Source organism: Acinetobacter sp. ANC 4862 (genome assembly GCF_004336635.1).
GTDB lineage: Bacteria > Pseudomonadota > Gammaproteobacteria > Pseudomonadales > Moraxellaceae > Acinetobacter.
Genome location: NZ_SJXH01000011.1, coordinates 32383 through 49904, shown reverse-complemented (window position 1 = coordinate 49904; position 17522 = coordinate 32383). Strand labels below are relative to the sequence as shown.

Annotated in this window: 18 protein-coding genes and 2 pseudogenes; 4 read left to right on the top strand and 16 right to left on the bottom strand. The window is 40.7% G+C overall.

What is annotated here, in order from left to right:
* Positions 1-34 precede the first annotated feature (34 nt).
* Together dapB and E0409_RS07025 are read left to right on the top strand one after the other, a co-directional pair.
* Positions 35-856: a 4-hydroxy-tetrahydrodipicolinate reductase gene (gene dapB, locus E0409_RS07030; protein WP_131289175.1), complete on the top strand. Its 822-nt coding sequence runs from the start codon at positions 35-37 to the stop codon at positions 854-856.
* 58 nt (positions 857-914) lie between these two features.
* Complete coding sequence (locus E0409_RS07025) at positions 915-1559, top strand: START domain-containing protein (RefSeq protein ID WP_131289173.1); 645 nt, start codon at positions 915-917, stop codon at positions 1557-1559.
* 63 nt (positions 1560-1622) lie between these two features.
* Here the strand turns inward: E0409_RS07025 and E0409_RS07020 are convergent, their stop codons facing one another.
* Both E0409_RS07020 and dkgB read right to left on the bottom strand, forming a co-directional pair.
* Positions 1623-2798, bottom strand: coding sequence for an MFS transporter (locus E0409_RS07020; protein WP_131289171.1), 1176 nt, complete (start codon positions 2796-2798; stop codon positions 1623-1625).
* A gap of 9 nt (positions 2799-2807) precedes the next feature.
* Positions 2808-3611: a 2,5-didehydrogluconate reductase DkgB gene (gene dkgB, locus E0409_RS07015; RefSeq protein WP_131289169.1), complete on the bottom strand. Its 804-nt coding sequence runs from the start codon at positions 3609-3611 to the stop codon at positions 2808-2810.
* 116 nt (positions 3612-3727) lie between these two features.
* Here dkgB and E0409_RS07010 point away from each other — a divergent pair, with 116 nt between their 5' ends.
* Positions 3728-4618 (top strand): LysR family transcriptional regulator, encoded by an 891-nt coding sequence (locus E0409_RS07010; protein ID WP_131289167.1) that lies wholly within the window; start codon positions 3728-3730, stop codon positions 4616-4618.
* Between the two features lie 83 nt (positions 4619-4701).
* Here the strand turns inward: E0409_RS07010 and ahr are convergent, their stop codons facing one another.
* The 6 genes and pseudogenes from ahr to tnpA all read right to left on the bottom strand — a co-directional run.
* Positions 4702-5724, bottom strand: a complete 1023-nt coding sequence (gene ahr / locus E0409_RS07005; protein ID WP_131289165.1) for an NADPH-dependent aldehyde reductase Ahr — start codon at positions 5722-5724, stop codon at positions 4702-4704.
* A 31-nt stretch (positions 5725-5755) separates the two neighbouring features.
* The gene (locus tag E0409_RS07000) at positions 5756-6328 is read right to left on the bottom strand and encodes a DNA-3-methyladenine glycosylase I (protein ID WP_131289163.1); all 573 of its coding nucleotides are present in this window, start codon (positions 6326-6328) and stop codon (positions 5756-5758) included.
* Between the two features lie 21 nt (positions 6329-6349).
* Positions 6350-6595: a hypothetical protein gene (locus tag E0409_RS06995; protein ID WP_131289162.1), complete on the bottom strand. Its 246-nt coding sequence runs from the start codon at positions 6593-6595 to the stop codon at positions 6350-6352.
* A 17-nt stretch (positions 6596-6612) separates the two neighbouring features.
* Complete coding sequence (locus E0409_RS06990) at positions 6613-7155, bottom strand: M23 family metallopeptidase (RefSeq protein ID WP_131289160.1); 543 nt, start codon at positions 7153-7155, stop codon at positions 6613-6615.
* Positions 7156-7226: 71 nt separating this feature from the next.
* Positions 7227-7402 (bottom strand): annotated as a pseudogene (locus tag E0409_RS17055) (transposase); the annotation flags it as partial.
* Positions 7403-7520: 118 nt separating this feature from the next.
* Positions 7521-7758, bottom strand: a pseudogene (gene tnpA / locus E0409_RS06980) (IS200/IS605 family transposase); the annotation flags it as partial.
* On the opposite strand from tnpA, the gene E0409_RS06975 reads away from it, so the two are divergent.
* Positions 7726-9213: an RNA-guided endonuclease InsQ/TnpB family protein gene (locus E0409_RS06975; protein ID WP_235942341.1), complete on the top strand. Its 1488-nt coding sequence runs from the start codon at positions 7726-7728 to the stop codon at positions 9211-9213. The pseudogene tnpA and the gene E0409_RS06975 sit on opposite strands and share 33 nt — an antisense overlap.
* 61 nt (positions 9214-9274) lie before the next feature.
* Here the strand turns inward: E0409_RS06975 and mutY are convergent, their stop codons facing one another.
* The 8 genes from mutY to E0409_RS06935 all read right to left on the bottom strand — a co-directional run bounded on the left by mutY (position 9275) and on the right by E0409_RS06935 (position 17520).
* Positions 9275-10309, bottom strand: coding sequence for an A/G-specific adenine glycosylase (mutY, locus tag E0409_RS06970; RefSeq protein ID WP_131289156.1), 1035 nt, complete (start codon positions 10307-10309; stop codon positions 9275-9277).
* Positions 10310-10426: 117 nt separating this feature from the next.
* Positions 10427-10789, bottom strand: coding sequence for an HIT family protein (locus E0409_RS06965; RefSeq protein WP_131289154.1), 363 nt, complete (start codon positions 10787-10789; stop codon positions 10427-10429).
* A gap of 86 nt (positions 10790-10875) precedes the next feature.
* The gene (locus E0409_RS06960) at positions 10876-11616 is read right to left on the bottom strand and encodes a dienelactone hydrolase family protein (protein ID WP_131289152.1); all 741 of its coding nucleotides are present in this window, start codon (positions 11614-11616) and stop codon (positions 10876-10878) included.
* A 358-nt stretch (positions 11617-11974) separates the two neighbouring features.
* Positions 11975-12676 (bottom strand): BamJ family beta-barrel-assembly machinery protein, encoded by a 702-nt coding sequence (gene bamJ, locus E0409_RS06955; protein ID WP_131289150.1) that lies wholly within the window; start codon positions 12674-12676, stop codon positions 11975-11977.
* Between the two features lie 50 nt (positions 12677-12726).
* Positions 12727-13431, bottom strand: coding sequence for a BamJ family beta-barrel-assembly machinery protein (gene bamJ, locus E0409_RS06950; protein ID WP_131289148.1), 705 nt, complete (start codon positions 13429-13431; stop codon positions 12727-12729).
* A gap of 332 nt (positions 13432-13763) precedes the next feature.
* A complete protein-coding gene (locus E0409_RS06945) occupies positions 13764-15968 on the bottom strand; it encodes a polysaccharide biosynthesis tyrosine autokinase (RefSeq protein ID WP_131289146.1) in 2205 nt (734 codons plus the stop codon).
* An 18-nt stretch (positions 15969-15986) separates the two neighbouring features.
* Positions 15987-16415: a low molecular weight protein-tyrosine-phosphatase gene (locus E0409_RS06940; protein WP_131289144.1), complete on the bottom strand. Its 429-nt coding sequence runs from the start codon at positions 16413-16415 to the stop codon at positions 15987-15989.
* Between the two features lies 1 nt (position 16416).
* The gene (locus E0409_RS06935) at positions 16417-17520 is read right to left on the bottom strand and encodes a polysaccharide biosynthesis/export family protein (RefSeq protein WP_213073360.1); all 1104 of its coding nucleotides are present in this window, start codon (positions 17518-17520) and stop codon (positions 16417-16419) included.
* Positions 17521-17522: the final 2 nt, after the last annotated feature.

Below are 17522 nucleotides of genomic sequence, written 5' to 3'. Positions count from 1 at the left end.
AAGACCCACTTAGAATCAACATCAGGAATATGTTATGTCAGCAGCTCCACGCATTGGTGTATTGGGTGCAGGCGGTCGTATGGGACGCATCCTTGTTCAAGCCGTTAAAGAAGCAGGTTATCAGCTTGCCGCAGCGGTTGAGCGTCCTGAAAGCAGCTTGATTGGTGCAGATGCAGGCGAGGTTGCCGGTATTGGTGCAGTGGGAGTGAAGATTGTTGGCAATCTGCAAGACGTATTAAAAGACTGCGACGTGGTGGTGGATTTCACTGCACCGCTTGCAACTGCCCAGCATTTAAAATTGTGCCGTGAGGCGGGCGTGGCCATTGTGATCGGTACGACCGGCATGAACGATGAACAAAAAGCCTTTCTTGATGAAAGCGCAACCCAAACCCCGGTGGTCTATGCCGCGAACTATTCTGTCGGTGTCAATGTTTCAATCAAACTGTTGGAACTTGCGTCAAAAGTATTTGGTGACACGGTCGATATTGAAGTAATCGAAGCACATCACCGCCATAAAGTGGATGCGCCATCGGGTACAGCCCTGATGATGGGTGAGGCAATTGCAGGTGCTTTGGGTCGCGACCTTAAAGAAGATGCTGTATATTGCCGTGAAGGTCATACCGGTCCACGTGAGCGTAAAAGCATTGGTTTCCAGACGATTCGTGGTGGCGATATTGTGGGTGAGCATACCGCCATGTTTATTGCTGATGGTGAACGTGTTGAAATTACCCATAAAGCGACTAATCGCATGAACTTTGCTTCAGGTGCAATCCGTGCTGCAGCTTGGGTGGTGGGCCGTGAGGCGCGTAAATATGACATGAAAGATGTACTTGGATTTAACGATATTCAGGTGTAAAAAATCGTCAAAATCATTTATAACAATACAGCAAAATTAAAATAAGAAGCTCAACGGAATGAAAAAAGTGATATTGATGGCTTGTGCTGTGGCAATGTTGGCTACAGTACAGGCTAAACCTGTGGATAATGCCAAGCTCAGTATTAATAAAAACAATATTAAAGTTTGGACCTTTCAAAATAGTCAAAACCCGGTGTTTATATACAAAGCTGAAACGACTTACGATAGCCCTTTAGAAAAAGCGGTTAATCTGATTTTAGATATTGACCATGCAGTGCAATGGGTGCCATATATGGGGAGTATCAAAGTCCTTTCGCGGGATGACAAAAAAGGCGAATTTTTATTGTATATGGTGCTGGATTTCCCTTTTCCGCTAAAAGATCGTGATTTAGTGGTACAAGGCAAAATCATGAAAGATGCCCAAGGTATCATCACGATTAAAAATAAAGCGGTCGACAAAGGCTATGCCAAAAATCCGGATTATGTACGTTTAACCCATTACGAAGGCGATTGGACCTTTCAAAAACTCGCCAATAATAAAACTAAAGTTTCCACTTATGGTTATGCCAATCCCGAAGGCGCCATTCCTTTAAGCTTTGTGAATATGTTTGTACAGCAGCAACCTTATCAGATGTTGCAAAAAATGAAAACGGAACTGAGTAAGCCATCCAGTATTACTGCCTTGCCCGAAGCTTTGCGTTAATCCATAACACTAAAAAGTCCGCATGATGCGGACTTTTCTCTTGGATATATAGTGAGATGAATTTTATGCGCAGGGCTGATAATCCACTGCTTTATTAGACGCAAGTTTCATCTGAATCAACACCAACAGCAACGCCAGTACACTCAATCCCGCACCGGCAAATGAAACTGATGTATAGCTGAGACCTATATTCAGCACACTGGCTCCCGCAATCGCGCCTAAAGCATTACCCAAGTTAAAGGCACCAATATTCACTGAAGAAGCCAAACCAGGCGCATCATGTGCGACCGACATCACTCGCATTTGCAGTGGAGGAACTACGGCAAAAGCAGCAATCCCCCAAATAATCAATGCAACTGCTGCCCCTAGAGTTGTAGTGGCCAAAACAGGGAACAGCAACATCATCACAATTAACAGCAGTAAAAATCCAATCAGGGTTTTATCTAAAGACAGATCGGCAAATTTACCGCCCAAATGATTACCAACAGAAAAACCGATTCCAATCAGTACCAGCATCAGGGTGATCATTTCAGGTGAAGCTTGGGCAAAGCTTTTTAAGCTGGGCGCAATATAGGTATATAAGGCGAACATCGCACCTGCACTCATCACAGTGGTCAGTAAGGCCAGAACCACAGGCAAACGGGTGAGGACTTTAAGCTCCTGTTTTACATTAGGCTTATGACTGGTTTTACCTTCAGGCAAAGCTTTCCATAGAGCAAACATGGTAATGAGGCCAAGGGCAGAGACCCCGAGGAAAGACATGCGCCAACCAATATTTTGTCCAATCCAGGTGGCCAGTGGCACACCACCAATATTGGCAATAGTCAGCCCCATAAACATCATTGCGACTGCACTAGCTTGTTTATCTTTCGGTACTACACTGGCTGCAACGACTGAGCCAATCCCAAAAAATGCGCCGTGATTTAAACTGGTAATAATACGCGCGCCCATTAGACTTAAATAGCTTGGCGCAAGCATTGCCAGAATATTGCCAATGGTAAAAATCGCCATCAGTAAAATTAAGGATTTACGTTTTGAATAGCGACTCAGCCACAAAGTCATCAGCGGTGCACCCAGCATCACCCCAAACGCATAGGCACTGATCAGCATGCCGGCACGTGGAATTGAAATCTCCAGATCTTGTGCAATTTCAGGTAGAAAACCCATCGGAGAAAATTCGGTGGTGCCAATGGCAAAGGCACCTACAGCCAGAGCCAGTAAAGGAAAGTTAATTTTCATCAGCTCATTTTAATCCCAAAGCGGGGCAAGTTGTTCAGGACTGATTTCACGTGCATTACGGTCGAGTTGGGCAATGGTTGACATTTCATCTTTCGTCAGTTGAATCTCTTGTGCAAATAAATTGGCAATTAAATGTTCGCGTTTGGTGGAAGATGGAATCACGGCAAAGCCTTGCTGCATTGCCCATGCTAAAGCAATTTGTGCAGTTGAAGCCTGATGCTGTGCGGCAATATCTTGCAGGACGGGGTTATTCAATACCTTGCCATAAGCCAAAGTCATATAGGATGTGACATCGATATTCTGAGATTGTAAAAAATCTACAAGCCGATGATTTTGCAAATAGGGGCTGAGTTCAATCTGATTGGTCGCAATATGTTCTAGACCAATGCTGTTAATTGCTTGTTGAGTCAGTTCAATATTGAAGTTGGAAATCCCGATATACTCGGTCAAGCCTTGTTGTTTGGCTTCAAGTAGCGCTTGCATCACTTCAGCAATGGATATGCCTAACTTAGGTGCAGGCCAATGGATCAAGGTGAGATTGACGGCATCAGTCCGCAGTTTTCGTAAACTGTCTTTTATACTGGGAATCAGTTTTTCCGGCGCATAATGGTCTGTCCAGATTTTAGTGGTGATAAACAGCTCATTTCGATTGAGCTGACTTTCGGCAATCGCTTGTCCTACTTCTGCTTCATTGGCATAAATTTGCGCAGTATCGACTGCGCGATAACCGACTTCAAGTGCAGTCTTGACAGAATCAATCACGGTCTGTCCAGATAAGCGAAAAGTTCCGAGACCAAATTTTGGCACAATCATGGTTTTACTCAATATTTAAATTTTAAGATGGGTATTATTTTGATGCTTTTATTGTTGCTAAAAAACAGGTTAATTTGCAAAATATTATTGACTAAAAATCAATAAATGAGTGGAAGATGAAATCGACCATTGAGGAACTCCATGCCTTTGTCACTATCGTCGATAGTGGTTCAATTGTCATGGCAGCAGAACGTTTGGGACAAACCACATCGGGTGTCAGTCGTGCCTTGCAACGGCTGGAAAACAAGCTGAACGTGACCTTGTTGGAACGTACCACACGTAAGCTGAAACTGACCCAGGAAGGACAACTGTTTCTGGCCAAAGCCCGCAAAATTTTAAATGACTTGGCAGAAGCCGAAGATGCTTTACTGAAGTCGAACAGTGATATTTCCGGACTGATTCGGGTCGATTCTGCCACACCATTTATCTTGCATGTGATTGTGCCTTTAATTCAGGAGTTTATGCAGCAATATCCGAATATTGAAATTGAACTGAGTAATCATGATCAGGTGATTGATTTGCTCGAACATAAAACTGATGTTGCGATCCGTTTTGGGGAATTGCACGACTCCAGCTTACATGCCAAATTGTTGTGCCGCAGTCGTTTATATATTGTCGCGAGTCCATCATATTTAGAACAACATGGCATACCACAATCCTCAGAGGATTTAGCCTCACATATTTTATTGGGTTTTAGCCATCCGACCCATTTAAACACCTGGCCGATCCAATTAAATGCTGAAGATTTTATTGCTCATCCCAAAATAAAAGCCTCTAATGGTGAAACTGTGAGGCAACTGGCTTTACAAGGGGTAGGAGTTACCTGTTTATCCCGATTTTTGATACAGGAAGATTTACAGGCAGGTCGCCTGAAAGCCTTATTTGAAGATCAAATTGAACTGCATTATCAAAAAATCCATGCAGTTTATTATCGACAAGAACACCTGCCGAAACGTGTACGTCTATTTATCGAGTTTTTGGCACAAAAGTTAGCCGTGTATTTATAAGTAATTTAATGGTGAAATTTCCAAAAAAATCTGCCCAACCATTGCGGCTAGGCAGATTTAAATTTAGCGGGATCAAATAAAAATTAGAAATCAGCTTTTAACACAATCCGGTAACGTGCTTTACCAGAATGCAGATGTTCAATTGCCTCATTAAGTTGCGACATCGGAAAGACTTCAATTTGCGGTGCAATATTTTTACGCGCTGCAAACTTGAGCAGTTGACGCAGTGCGGCAGGGGAGCCTGTTGGCGAACCTGTGACCGATTTCGCGCCGCCAATCAGCATGCTGGCTGGAATTTGCATTGGCTCCAAAACCAGACCCAGCATATGGATGGTGCCATGCGGTGCCAGACTGCTTAAGTAGGCCGACCAGTCTAAAGTGACATTCACGGTACAGAGTAACAAATCAAATTTTCCGCGTTGAGCTTTTAGCGCAGCAGAATCGCGGCTATTCACCACATGGTCTGCACCCATGGCTTTTAGTTCTTCAGTCTTGTCTAAGCTGGAGGTAAAGGCCGTAATTTCACAGCCCCAGGCTTTTAGCAGTTTAATCGCCATATGCCCCAAACCGCCAATCCCGATCACGCCCACATGATGAGTGGCTTGAATTTGATGTTTAAGAATCGGATCAAATACCGTAATTCCCCCACAAAGAAGTGGGCCTGCACTTTCTGGGTCTAGATCTTCAGGCAGGGGGATGATCCATTGCCAGCCGGCACGCACTTTGTCAGCAAAACCGCCAGCATGTCCAACAATGGTCGCTGTTTGTCCACCGCTACATAATACTTGCTGTCCAGATACACAAGAATCACAGTGCTGGCAACTTTCTGCTGTCCAGCCGATGCCAACACGTTGTCCCACTTTCAAGCCTTTGGCTTCTGAACCCAGCTGGGTAATGATGCCAATAATTTCATGACCTGCAACTACCGGATAAACCGAAGAGCGCCACTCATTATTAATTACAGAAACATCAGAATGGCATAAACCGCAATATTCAACTTTGACTTCAACCTGATGCGCTTGTAATTCTCCGGCATCAAATTGATAGGGTTCAAGTTCTGCACCCGCTTTCATTGCGGCATAGGCATGGATGATATTGTTACTCATGAGAGAATCCTTTTATTATCTTGTGGATGTTTTAAAATGATTTAAAAGAGCAATAGTTTTCATGATCATCGACCATACCGACTGCCTGCATAAAAGCATAACAGGTGGTGGGGCCAACAAATTTAAAGCCCTTCTTTTTTAAGGCTTTGGAAAGGGCAATACTGATTTCAGTCTGGGCGGGTGCCTGACGATAGTCCGGTACATCATTATATCGGGTTTTCTGTGCAACAAAATTCCATAACCATTCACTGACATTGCTCTGTTGTGGCTTTAATTCTTGGGTTAAATATTGCCAGGCAATAGCGTTGTCACGAATGGCTTTGAGCTTGCCGATATGCCGTATCAGACTAGCATCTTCACATTTCAGCTGAAGTTGTTCATCTGTAAATGAGGCAATGGTTTCAATTGAAAATTGAAAGAAATGCTGTCGATAGCTATCCCGCTTTTTCAGCACGGTAATCCAGGACAAACCTGCTTGTTGTCCTTCCAGACAAAACATTTCAAATAAATGCGCTTCATTATGACTGGCTTTGCCCCACTCATGATCATGATAAGCGATATAAAGAGCATCATTCGAGCACCAACCACAGCGTTGAATCGACATTTCTGATGCTCCTGAAGCGGCTTAAAGCTTAAATTCAGCCCACTGATCCTGTTGACTATCCCAATAATAAAGCTCTGCCTGGGGCAAGTCAGTGAATTGAACCCACATGTCTTGTCCCGTTTTTTCGGCAAAACCGGTGCTAATCAAAAGCGCTTCCTCAGTGATTTCCATCACCCAACCTTGATGGCTTTGTCCAGCCAAAACAATTTTTTGTTGATTGCCTGATTCAGCAAATTCGACCAAACGATTGATCAGCGCTTCTGACATGAATAGTTCCTAAAAAATTAACGTAAATAAGGATAGGGGTTGACCACACCACGACCTTTACCATCAAGGTAAATACCATAGTGCAAATGCGGTGCCGTATGACGTGCGTTGCCCGTATTGCCGACATAGCCAATCAGATCACCTTTTTTGACATAATCACCGACATTTAAGCCGCGTTTATGCTCATCCAGATGGGCATAGTAATGCCAGGTTCCGCCAGGCCCCATAATCCAAACCACTTTACCACCCAAATTGTTATTGCGTAAGTCAGCAATTAAACCTTCTGTGGCACTCAGCACTTTTGTTCCACGTGGAGCCATAATATCAATGCCTTCATGGGTGCGGCCACTACTACGGGAAGCCCCCCAGGTATCCTTTAACTGTCTGGCTTTGATATTTTTTACCGGAATAGGCAATGACGATTTCAGCTGCATACTTTTCAGCTTTTGTACCTGAGCAGATGGAAGCGGAGTAGAGGAAGGCTTTTTAGGGCTTGATGTACATGCGGAAATCCATAGCACACTAAAACCAAGTAATAATGCATAAATAAAACGAAGCACTGTTTATCCTTTTTTCATTCTAATCTATGTGAAAATTATTTGAACAAAAATAGTAACGCATTCTCGCTCTTTTAAGGGTGAGTTAAGCCATTCTTAGCTCTTAATTTTTTCGATCTTTTTATTGGGGATATTGAGGGAGGCTATCTTTAACTCTCTATGTATTGTTTTACTACTTCAAGGCTTGCCCACTGCAAGATACAACACAATAACTAGGCAACCAAAAATGATTGACCCACAATTTTGTTTTTATCAACTGATGTTACGCCCCCATTCTATTTTTAAAAAAATCGACCACAATATGTAGTGGCGAAGATGTTCAAAAATATACTTACTGCGTAACATCAGTTATTAAGTCCTAGAAACTTCTCTTCTTAATAAATATGAGCTTTTGCTTTTTAGCTTTCCTGCTAAATTAGAAATGGTGATGTTGGGGTGATCATCTTCACCATTAAAATATAAAAGTTCACAATCCATTTGTTCGCAAGTTTCTTTTATTATCTCCCTGAGCGCATCCAACATTTCTTTTGTTAGAACAACTCTGCGATATTTAGTAACAAATACTAGGTGAGCATGGTTTTTAAAAACACAACGTTTCCCTGTTCTCTATTTATATATTTTATTCACTTACTGAATTTACTCAAGGTTGAGGTTGGTATAAAATTACAGCAACCAAATAGCAAAATACTTATGATTTTAGGCGTTAAATTTAGAGCATATCCAACAGAAGAGCAGAAGTTGATTCTGAGCCAGTGGATGGGATGTGCGAGATTCATTTGGAATGCCAAGTGTGATGAAGATAAGTATTACAGAACTTTTGCTCAAAAATTTACAATTATAAAGCAATATTACTTAACTCAAGACCAAAGCTACAGCCACTTTAAATCAAAAGATTTAAGCCCTTGGTTGTCGGATTGCCCCAGCCAAATCCTTAGAAATACATCTACAAATTGGTTTAATACACTCAGTAATTTTAAAAAAGGTTTATGTGGTCGACCAAAGCGTAAGGCTAAAACCGATAAAGGTAGCATTTACCTAACTCGTGAATTGTTCCGATTCGAGAAAGATCAATTTGGTCAAACCATCCTGTTTATCGGTGCTAAAAAAAATAATATTGGATTTTTAAAATTCAAAGCCCATAGTCATTTTCAAATACCTAAGTCTCTCTACATTCGTAAAGAACGTGGGCAATACTTTGTGTCGTTCTGCTACGATGATCTAAATGATGTTGCTGAAATTAAGCCTAGCGAACATTTAGAATATTTACATGGATTTAACAAAGAGCAGTTAAATGAATGCGTGATTGGGATTGACCGTGGTATAACCATCCCTGTTTGCACCAATGAGCAGGAATATGATTTTTCAAAGAAACAAAAGAACCATATGGCTAAAGCGGATCGCTATATCAAGCGATTGCAACGTAAATTGGCCAGACAGCAAAAAGGCTCTAATAGCAGAGCTAGAACCAAACATCGCATCGCTACTCATCACGCAAAAAAAGCCAATATACGCAATGATTTTGCTCACAAGACAAGCCATAGCTTGGTCGGCAATGAAAAGAATAAGGTCTTTATTTTTGAGAAATTAAATACTCAAAACATGACGTTAAAACCAAAGCCTGTGCAAGATGAATCAGGTTGCTATTTGCCAAATAAGGCAAAAGCAAAAGCAGGATTAAATAAAGCAATCCTAAATGTCGGCTGGTACATGATCGAAAATTACGTGAAGTACAAAGCCAAGAGATTAGATAAAGCTGTATTTAAAGTTCGAGCTGCTTATACAAGTCAGGAGTGCGCTTTGTGCGGCCACACTCACCCCGATAATCGCAAAAGCCAAGACAGGTTTAAATGTGTGAGTTGTGGACATACTGATAATGCAGATAAAAATGCATCAAAAGTGATTAAGAGTCGAGCGATAAGTTTAATTTTAGACACTGGAACAGTGTTGGTAGAGGATTTACTTTCTTCTGCTAGTGGGCGTGGAGGCAGTCGTAAGTCGGTTAAGGGTTCTGCCCTTAATCGCATTGTCGATGAAATGTCAAAAGAGATGAGTGCAACCTAGGTTGTACTTCGGAAACTTGTTGCTTTAGCTGCGAGTAGTTCATTAACAGTGCCTGACTATGTCATAAATTTATGGCAGAGATCAATTTTTTCATCGCCGTGGGAATGCCCATTTCGGTTGCAATTTGTGTTGCTAACCAGGAACCACCTAATTCAATAGAAAGATGTTCTTGTTGATCTGCATCCACCTCAAAACAGATGGCTTCAAGTTGCCAGGTAAAATGGGTAAAACTATGCGTAATCTCAGCTCGTTGGATGACTTTTTTGAGTCCTAAGGTTTGGCACAAGCTTTCAAATTCAACCGGATTTTCAATAATCGGCAAGCACCATAAACCACCCCATAAGCCGCTATTCGGACGTTGTTGCCATAACCATTGATCATTCGACTGAATCACCAAGACTTGTGCTGATTTGACGGGTACGGCTTTCTTCGGCTTTTTAAAAGGCAGTTCAGTTTCTAAACCTTGTTGATGCGCTTTACAGTGCGGCTGCATCGGACAATATAAACACAGCGGTTTTTTCGGGGTGCATACGGTTGCGCCCAAGTCCATAATCGCTTGGGTATAGTCGTGATTGCGCTCAACAGGGCAAAGCTGTTCTGCCAGTTGCCACATGGCACGTTCATGTACGGGTTTAGACAGATCATCTTCAATGGCAAAGAAACGCGCTAATACTCGTTTGACATTGCCATCCATAATGACGCCGTACTGACGTAAACCAAGCGACATGAGTGCACCAGCGGTCGAAGGGCCAATCCCGGGAAGCTCAATCCATTGTTCTAATGTGGCTGGAAAATGACCCTGACGTGCCACAATTCCCGCAGCTTTATGTAAATTTCGTGCACGTGCATAGTAACCGAGTCCTGCCCAATAGGGTGCAACATCATCCCAACTGGCTAAGCCTAAATCGTTAACTGTTGGAAAGCGAGCTATAAAGCGATCAAAGTATTGCAGTACAGTTTTAACTTGGGTCTGCTGTAACATAATTTCTGATACCCAAACCTTATATGGATCATCGACCACTTGCCACGGCAAATCATGACGACCATGAACGTCGAACCAGGAAAGAAGGGCATCGGAAAAAGAAAACTGTGACATGCGAACCGCGTATTTGGAGTAGATGAATAGTATAGCGAAAACTGTGTAGCATTGCGGTTGTGACCAGACATAAAAAATGATGCTACAGCATCATTTTTGAATCAGCAGGATCTATTTCTATTTACTGGTCATACCCCAACGCTCATCCAGTTTTAAGGTTTGACCTTCATAGCGTGGAATAATATGAATGTGTAAATGTTCAGAGGCTTCACCAAACACACTGCCATCATTGAAACCAATATGAAAGCCAGAAGGGTGGTGGCGCAACTGAAGCTCATTACGTGCAAGCTCAAGTAAAGACATTAAGCTTTTACGTTCTTTGTCTGTGACATCGAAAAAAGAGCTGACATGACGTAGAGGAACAATGACAGAGTGACCTTTAGATAATGCATTCGGCTCAGGCAAAATCACACCAAAGTCATTTTTATCAATGATGTCATATTCATCAAAGTTGCAATACGGGCAGTTGTTTTCAGTCATTGTTCTATCCTCTTTAAAAATATAATTTTTAAAATATCCAGCTCACTGGATGGGTAAAGATGGCAGAACCATCTTTACCTTCATTGCTATTCACCAAGTCGAGTTTTTAATAATTCATACATGGCAGATAAGCCTTGTTGTTCTGCGGCTGCATTATAGCCAAGATCAACCCCATTGGCTTTGGCACGTTCGTCGGCAAGTGGGTTACTAAAGCCATGTTTGGCACCTTTAAAGATCATCACTTCATGCTCGACTTGAGCCGCCTGCATTTCTTGTTTAAAGCGTGCAACATCATCTAAACTGACCATGCTGTCGAGTTCTCCGTGGAGAACTAAAATTTCAGCTTTTACTTTTCCGGGCTGTGCAGGTGCTTTCGGAGTCAATGTGCCATGGAACGTGACCACCGCTTGTAAAGGTGCACCGGAACGTGCCAGATCAAGCACAACTTTGCCACCATAACAGAAGCCTACAGCAGCCAGTTTATCTGCATTTACTTCTTCTTGCGCTGCTAATGTTGCTAAACCTGCAGACGCACGAGTCACAATTGTTTCAGGATCTTTAAAGGTTTGCATCATCCATTCACTGGCTTGTGGAACTGTAGTGGTTACTTTTTTATCACCGTACATATCAATGGCAAGCGCTGCATAGCCATGTTCGGCGAGTTCACGTGCACGTTGTTCGGTGTATTCATTTCGTCCCCACCATTCAGGCGCTACAATCACGCCCGCGACCGGTGTTTCTGATTCAGGCGCTGCAAAGTATCCAATCAAATGAGTTCCATCTGCAGCAGTGTACTGAATTTCGCGAGTTTTAATTGTTAGAGCCATTGATTCAATCCTTGTTATTCGTGAAGAAAATGTATTGATGGATACATAGAAATAAAGCATCTTTGAAGATTGTACAAGATCGATTTATTTTGACTGCATACTATTATCAATAAATTGCAACATGCTATTAGCTAAGATAAATTTAAAATATAAGTTTTTGATAATTATTGATTTTTTATTATATTATGCAGTTTGGCAGGGGGTATACATCGCTTGAAAAAGAAGAAATGCTTTTATATTGAACGCCAATATTGGCAAATAGATTGATTAAATCATAAAAAATAGCGAGGAGTGAATGAGCATGATTTTTTGCTCAAATTGACCTGCCCGCTACTTTTTAATATGGGTTAAATAAGGGTTATTTAGTCGATTTAGGTAAGACTTCAAGAAGTTCTACATCAAAAATTAAAGTACTATTCGGTTCGATTACATCACCAGAGCCAATTTGACCATAGCCAAGTTGTGCTGGAATAAAGAAGCGATACTGAGCACCTTCTTTCATCAGTTGTAAGCCTTCAGTCCAACCTTGAATGACTTGGCTAACCTGAAATTCAGCTGGTTGATTTCGGGCAATTGAGCTGTCAAAAACTGTACCGTCTATTAAACGACCTTCATAATTGACTTTGACAACGGAATTGGCTTGAGGGGATTTCCCTGTGCCTTGTTTTAATATTTGATATTGCAAACCAGATTTAGTGGTTTGCACGCCTTGTTTTTTAGCATTGGCTTTTAAAAATTCTGCCCCGATTTTGGCATTGGCATCTGCTTTCTGTTTCAGTTCGATAAGCTGTTTTGCATCACTTAATTTTTTATGTTGGGTCAGGACGCGTGCCATTTCCTCATCGGTGAGAGCAGCTTTACCACCTTGAGCTGCAGTCTTTAATCCGAGCATGAAAGCATCTAAATCCAAATCTTTTACAGATTCGGCATTGCTACGCCCCATTAAGTAGCCAAAGCTGTAGCCGACCTGTTCATTTAAACTACTGGTATTGGTCACGGGTTTTGCAAAGCTAGCCGTGGTAAAAAGGCAGAAACAAAGCAATGTTATAGGTGTTTTCATTCTCTTATCCCAAGATAAATAAGGAGAGCAAAAGCTCTCCTTGAATTTTTTTATTTTACTTTGATCAGTTCAACATCAAAAATCAGGGTGCTGTTGGCAGGAATCATTCCCGGAACACCTTGTTCACCATAGCCCAATTGTGAAGGGATATAAAGGGTCGCTTTACCGCCTTCTTTCATCAATTGCAGACCTTCAGTCCAACCCGGAATGACTTGATTTAATGGGAACTCAATCGGTTCACCACGTTCAATCGAGCTATCAAATACTTTACCGTCAACCAATTGGCCTTTGTAATGTACGGTCACAATAGAGTTTGCAGCCGGTTGTTTACCTGTACCTTCTTTGATGATTTTGTACTGCAAGCCTGAAGCTGTAGTTTTTACACCCGGTTTTTTCGCATTTTCAGTTAAAAAAGAATCGCTAGTTGTTTGAACTTGCTGTGCTTGCTCAACTTGCTTCTGTTGCATTTCCTTTTGGAATTGCTCATAGGCTTGTTGAAGTTCTTGTTCTGTATAAGCAGGTTTATTTCGAGCGTGACCTTCGCGTACACCGGTAACAAAGCTATTGATATTTAATTCAGGTGGTGTTTGATGTGCAACTTCATAGCCTAGCGCATAACTGATTTTCTCAACAGCAGATGCATTCTTTGATGCTTTTGATGTCACGGTAGCCGGATTTTGAGTTGCATAATAAACAGGTACAAGTGCAGCACCGCCTAAAAGAACAGCGACAGCGATGGGTAAGGCTTTACTCATAGGTTTTCCCAAATTCATTTTATATTCAAAAGTTGCATTAATTTTAGCAGACTTTTCTATCCAACACGTTTCGAGGAAGCCGTATTGTACAGAAATCCAATATATTCTTATCAAGCCAGTTATTCTATAACAGACTGAATACATAAAACATTTTTAATACAATTAAATATCAATTTTTTATCTACTTTGATAGTGAATTATAATTTTTTTGCTTTGATCCTGATTTGTTTATAAACCAAAATATTTTTAGATTAAGATGATCTTAAAAAGAAAAAGCCAGTGAATCACTGACTTTTACAATAAAGAAATTCAATTGATATGAATCAAATCTTTTAATCCTTATCTTTTGAGGTTTTATAACCATAGGCATAGTTATAACCATAACCATAACCATAACCATAACCATAACCGCCAGTGCCACGTTGAATATCATTCAGAATAAAGCCATTGACCTTAACTCCGACTTGGTCAAATCGGTTAATTGTTAATTCAAGTTCTTTCATCTGTGATTTTGCATAACGTGCAATGACTAAATTCACGCCGGCATATTGTGAAATGATAATCCCGTCGGTTACGGCAAGCACAGGAGGCGTATCAATAATAATATGATCATACAGAGGTGAAAGTTGTTCTAGCATGGTAGAAAATCTTGCTGAGCTCAAAAGTTCAGAAGGATTCACCGGACTCTTGCCACGCGTAATTACATCTAAATTATGAACTTCAGTCGGCCTAATAATATTTTCAATACTTTGCTGAGTATTTAAATATTCAGCCAAACCTGGTTGGTTGTCATGATTGAAATATTTATGTAAATAACCACGACGCATATCCCCATCAATGATCAAGACGCGTTTATTACTTTGCGCTAAAATTGTTGCCAGGTTTGCAGAAATAAAGGATTTACCCACTTCTGGGGAAGGACCTGAAATCATAATGATATTATTTTTCGCCTGATTCATGGCAAAGTGAATCGCGGTACGCATGCTGCGTAAGCTTTCAATTGCAATATCATCGCTGTTTTTAATGGCTAAAATAGGAATATGCTTTTTCTTTTTCAGCAGTTTAATGCGGCTTTCTTGAATCGATGAACGTGGAACCGTGGCATATACTGGTAAATCCAGCTCATTTTCAATCTGGCTGGAATCTTTAATGCCCGAACGCATCATGTTGCGCAGTAGAGCTAGCAAGGTTCCGAGGAAACCACCCAGGAAGATGGATAAAATCAGAATCTGTAATTTCTTCGGTGCAATTGGTTTATTCGGTTCAACGGCAGTATCCACAACACGGACATTACCAATTTCCCCTGCTTTAGCAATACGGAGTTGCTGGTAAGAGTTAAGCAAAGCTGTATAGAGTTGGGTTTTAACTTCAACCTCTCGATATAGCTGTAAATAGCGACGTTGTAAATCAGGCAGTTGTTTTAAAGTATCATTCAACTCACCAATTTTTTTATTAATCGCTCCCAACTGTGCATTCATTTGCTGCATCACCGGGTGTTCGTTGGTATATTTTGCTGCCATTTCAGCTTGTTGCTGTTCCAATTGTGATTTTTGCGTCTCTAAGGTAATACTTTGAGTCAAATACAATTCAGATTCTTTGGTCACATCCACGGTATTATATTGTTGGCGGAATTTGTTAAATTCACGCTCTGCAACATCAAGCTGTTGTTTTAATTCAGGTAACTGTTCATCTAGGAATTTAAGCGTTTGTGCAGTTTCAGCAGAACGACGTTCAATATTTTGTTGGCTATAAGCAACAAGAATAGAATTCAGAACTTTAGTGATATGTTCTTTATCCTGACCTTGATAATTTAAACCTAAAATACCGGTCAATTTACCTTTTTCAGCCACAGAATAATTGTTCGTAATTGACCCCATAGCTGCAGGTAATGACATTTTTTGAATATTATAGCTGTCTTTGAATTGATCTTCAGTATAGATTGCAACTTTCCAGGTACCCTGTTGAGAAGTATGCTGGCTTTCTTGGTTGGTCGGTGCACTAAACAGGATTTTCTTGGTTTTTGGATCGGTTAAAGTAAATTTATTGGCATTAAAATTCAGCAGAAGATTTTTATCTAAGTAATAAGCTGGAACTTCAAATTTTCGAACATCAAAAGATTTAGAATCATCTTGGAATAAAACTGATTTTGCCTGATATTGAGTTTGATAATCATGCGGGCTGAGTAAACGATCAAAAAAACTATTTTCTGTTCCTGAAATTTTTAAATCCAGGTTTAAGTTTTTAATGACAGAACCGAGTACTAAACGTGATTTAAGCAGTTCTATTTCAGCTTGAGCAGGTTGTTTTTGCTCAATCATGCTGGAGAGATCACCCAATAAAGCGGCAGAGGTACCTTTACTTTCTTCAACTTGCACCAATGCATCGACTGAATAAGTATCGGGTGTGGTTCTTAAATACAATAACGCACATACCAAACTTAAAATTACACACAGTGCAATGAGTTTCCATTGAGCAATGAGTGAAAAGAACAGCTCTTTTAAATCAATTGTATCTTCAGTATTGGTATTTTGGCTCATAATTTTGCTATCAAAAAGTTAAATATGTTGTGTCCAGTCGCTAATACAATCTTGTATTAATTGACAGGTTTCATCAAAGATCAATTGCTCATGCTGGTAGGGATCAGGTACATTTCTGCCTTGCCAATGCCCGAGTCGGAATGTTTTTCCTTTAGCAAAAGGCCAGGTCTGTTCTAAATGCTTTTGCTGATTTTGGCTCATCACCAAAATCAAGTCCGCCTTTTTAATCAAGTCGCTATTCAGTTTCTTGGCAATATGCGGCTGCATATCGATGCCTAAACGCTGCATACATAATTGTGCTTTTTCATCTGCAGCATGGCCGATTAAGCCAGAAATACCTGCAGACTCAATATGAAGTTGCGGATATTGCTGTTTTAAAAAATATTCAGCCATTGGACTGCGGCAGATATTCCCCACGCAAACCACAAGAATATTTTCAATATTCATATTAATTGCCCAAATTACTGGCCGTATTCACAAGGCTAGAAAAAGGAACAACTTGGTTAATCACACGTTGCCAACGAGCCAATCCAGAAGCATCGACATAGACAATATCATTGCTGCGCATTTTAAATTGATTGGCTAAACCAAAATCGCCAATGCTGGTCAAATCTAAATGATAAATTTCTGTGCTGTAGTCATTGGGATTGCTGCGCACCACATAAATTTTACTGCGGCTGGCAGAGAGGGGATTTAAACCTAAACTTTCACCTAAAATATCGCTTAGACTCATCCCTTGGTCACGCATAGGAAGGGATTGATTTTTCCCGGATTCACCCATGACATAAATTTTTTGATTTTCTCTAGAGTTTACATAAATGGTATCATTAGGTTGAATGAGTAGGTTATGTAAAGAGAAGCCTGATTTTTCCAATTCAATACTATTTAGGCTATAGGTTTGACCTTGGCGAACAAGGGTAATGGAGGTATTGTCACCTTTTTCAGTATTTACCCCACCAGCAAGACCTAATGCAGTATAAACACTTACTGGCTGATCACTTAAGAAAAATTGTCCACCGCGCATGACATTACCTTGCACAGAAAAGCGTTGACCTTGGTAGGACAATACCCGTGCAATAACATCGGGTGTTTTTAAATAACGAGAAAGTTGACTACGTAATTCCTGATTGACCTGTGTTAATGATTTTCCAGCAGCTTTATAACGGCCAATCATTGGAAACTGAATATAACCATTTTGGTCAATCTGATAGCCATTGGCCTGAACAGATTGCTCACTACTAACTGAACTTGTAGGAGGAGTTATATCTGGATAAGCCCAAAGATAAATAGAGAGAATATCACCAGCACTTAATTTATAATTTTTGTGTGATGTATTGAATAAATGCGCATAATCTTGTTTGATATTAACTTGTGCAGGCTGTACAGCAGGTAGTGATTCTTGAGTGAGCTTGACTACATTAACAGAGGTTCCAAGCTCAGTTTGATAAACACCTTCACTAGGTAAATCATATGTTTGGAGACCTGATGTAATAGCGCAACCTGTCATTCCTAAACTAAGCGCTAACATAAAACTGTAACGGTAGTAACTCACAC

What these genes read in the sequence shown, in the direction of transcription:
- dapB (WP_131289175.1), top strand. Translation starts at nt 35, where the DNA reads ATGTCAGCAGCTCCACGCATTGGTGTATTGGGTGCAGGCGGTCGTATG.
- E0409_RS07025 (WP_131289173.1), top strand. Translation starts at nt 915, where the DNA reads ATGAAAAAAGTGATATTGATGGCTTGTGCTGTGGCAATGTTGGCTACA.
- E0409_RS07020 (WP_131289171.1), bottom strand. Translation starts at nt 2,798, where the DNA reads ATGAAAATTAACTTTCCTTTACTGGCTCTGGCTGTAGGTGCCTTTGCC.
- dkgB (WP_131289169.1), bottom strand. Translation starts at nt 3,611, where the DNA reads ATGATTGTGCCAAAATTTGGTCTCGGAACTTTTCGCTTATCTGGACAG.
- E0409_RS07010 (WP_131289167.1), top strand. Translation starts at nt 3,728, where the DNA reads ATGAAATCGACCATTGAGGAACTCCATGCCTTTGTCACTATCGTCGAT.
- ahr (WP_131289165.1), bottom strand. Translation starts at nt 5,724, where the DNA reads ATGAGTAACAATATCATCCATGCCTATGCCGCAATGAAAGCGGGTGCA.
- E0409_RS07000 (WP_131289163.1), bottom strand. Translation starts at nt 6,328, where the DNA reads ATGTCGATTCAACGCTGTGGTTGGTGCTCGAATGATGCTCTTTATATC.
- E0409_RS06995 (WP_131289162.1), bottom strand. Translation starts at nt 6,595, where the DNA reads ATGTCAGAAGCGCTGATCAATCGTTTGGTCGAATTTGCTGAATCAGGC.
- E0409_RS06975 (WP_235942341.1), top strand. Translation starts at nt 7,726, where the DNA reads ATGGTTTTTAAAAACACAACGTTTCCCTGTTCTCTATTTATATATTTT.
- mutY (WP_131289156.1), bottom strand. Translation starts at nt 10,309, where the DNA reads ATGTCACAGTTTTCTTTTTCCGATGCCCTTCTTTCCTGGTTCGACGTT.
- E0409_RS06965 (WP_131289154.1), bottom strand. Translation starts at nt 10,789, where the DNA reads ATGACTGAAAACAACTGCCCGTATTGCAACTTTGATGAATATGACATC.
- E0409_RS06960 (WP_131289152.1), bottom strand. Translation starts at nt 11,616, where the DNA reads ATGGCTCTAACAATTAAAACTCGCGAAATTCAGTACACTGCTGCAGAT.
- bamJ (WP_131289150.1), bottom strand. Translation starts at nt 12,676, where the DNA reads ATGAAAACACCTATAACATTGCTTTGTTTCTGCCTTTTTACCACGGCT.
- bamJ (WP_131289148.1), bottom strand. Translation starts at nt 13,431, where the DNA reads ATGAGTAAAGCCTTACCCATCGCTGTCGCTGTTCTTTTAGGCGGTGCT.
- E0409_RS06945 (WP_131289146.1), bottom strand. Translation starts at nt 15,968, where the DNA reads ATGAGCCAAAATACCAATACTGAAGATACAATTGATTTAAAAGAGCTG.
- E0409_RS06940 (WP_131289144.1), bottom strand. Translation starts at nt 16,415, where the DNA reads ATGAATATTGAAAATATTCTTGTGGTTTGCGTGGGGAATATCTGCCGC.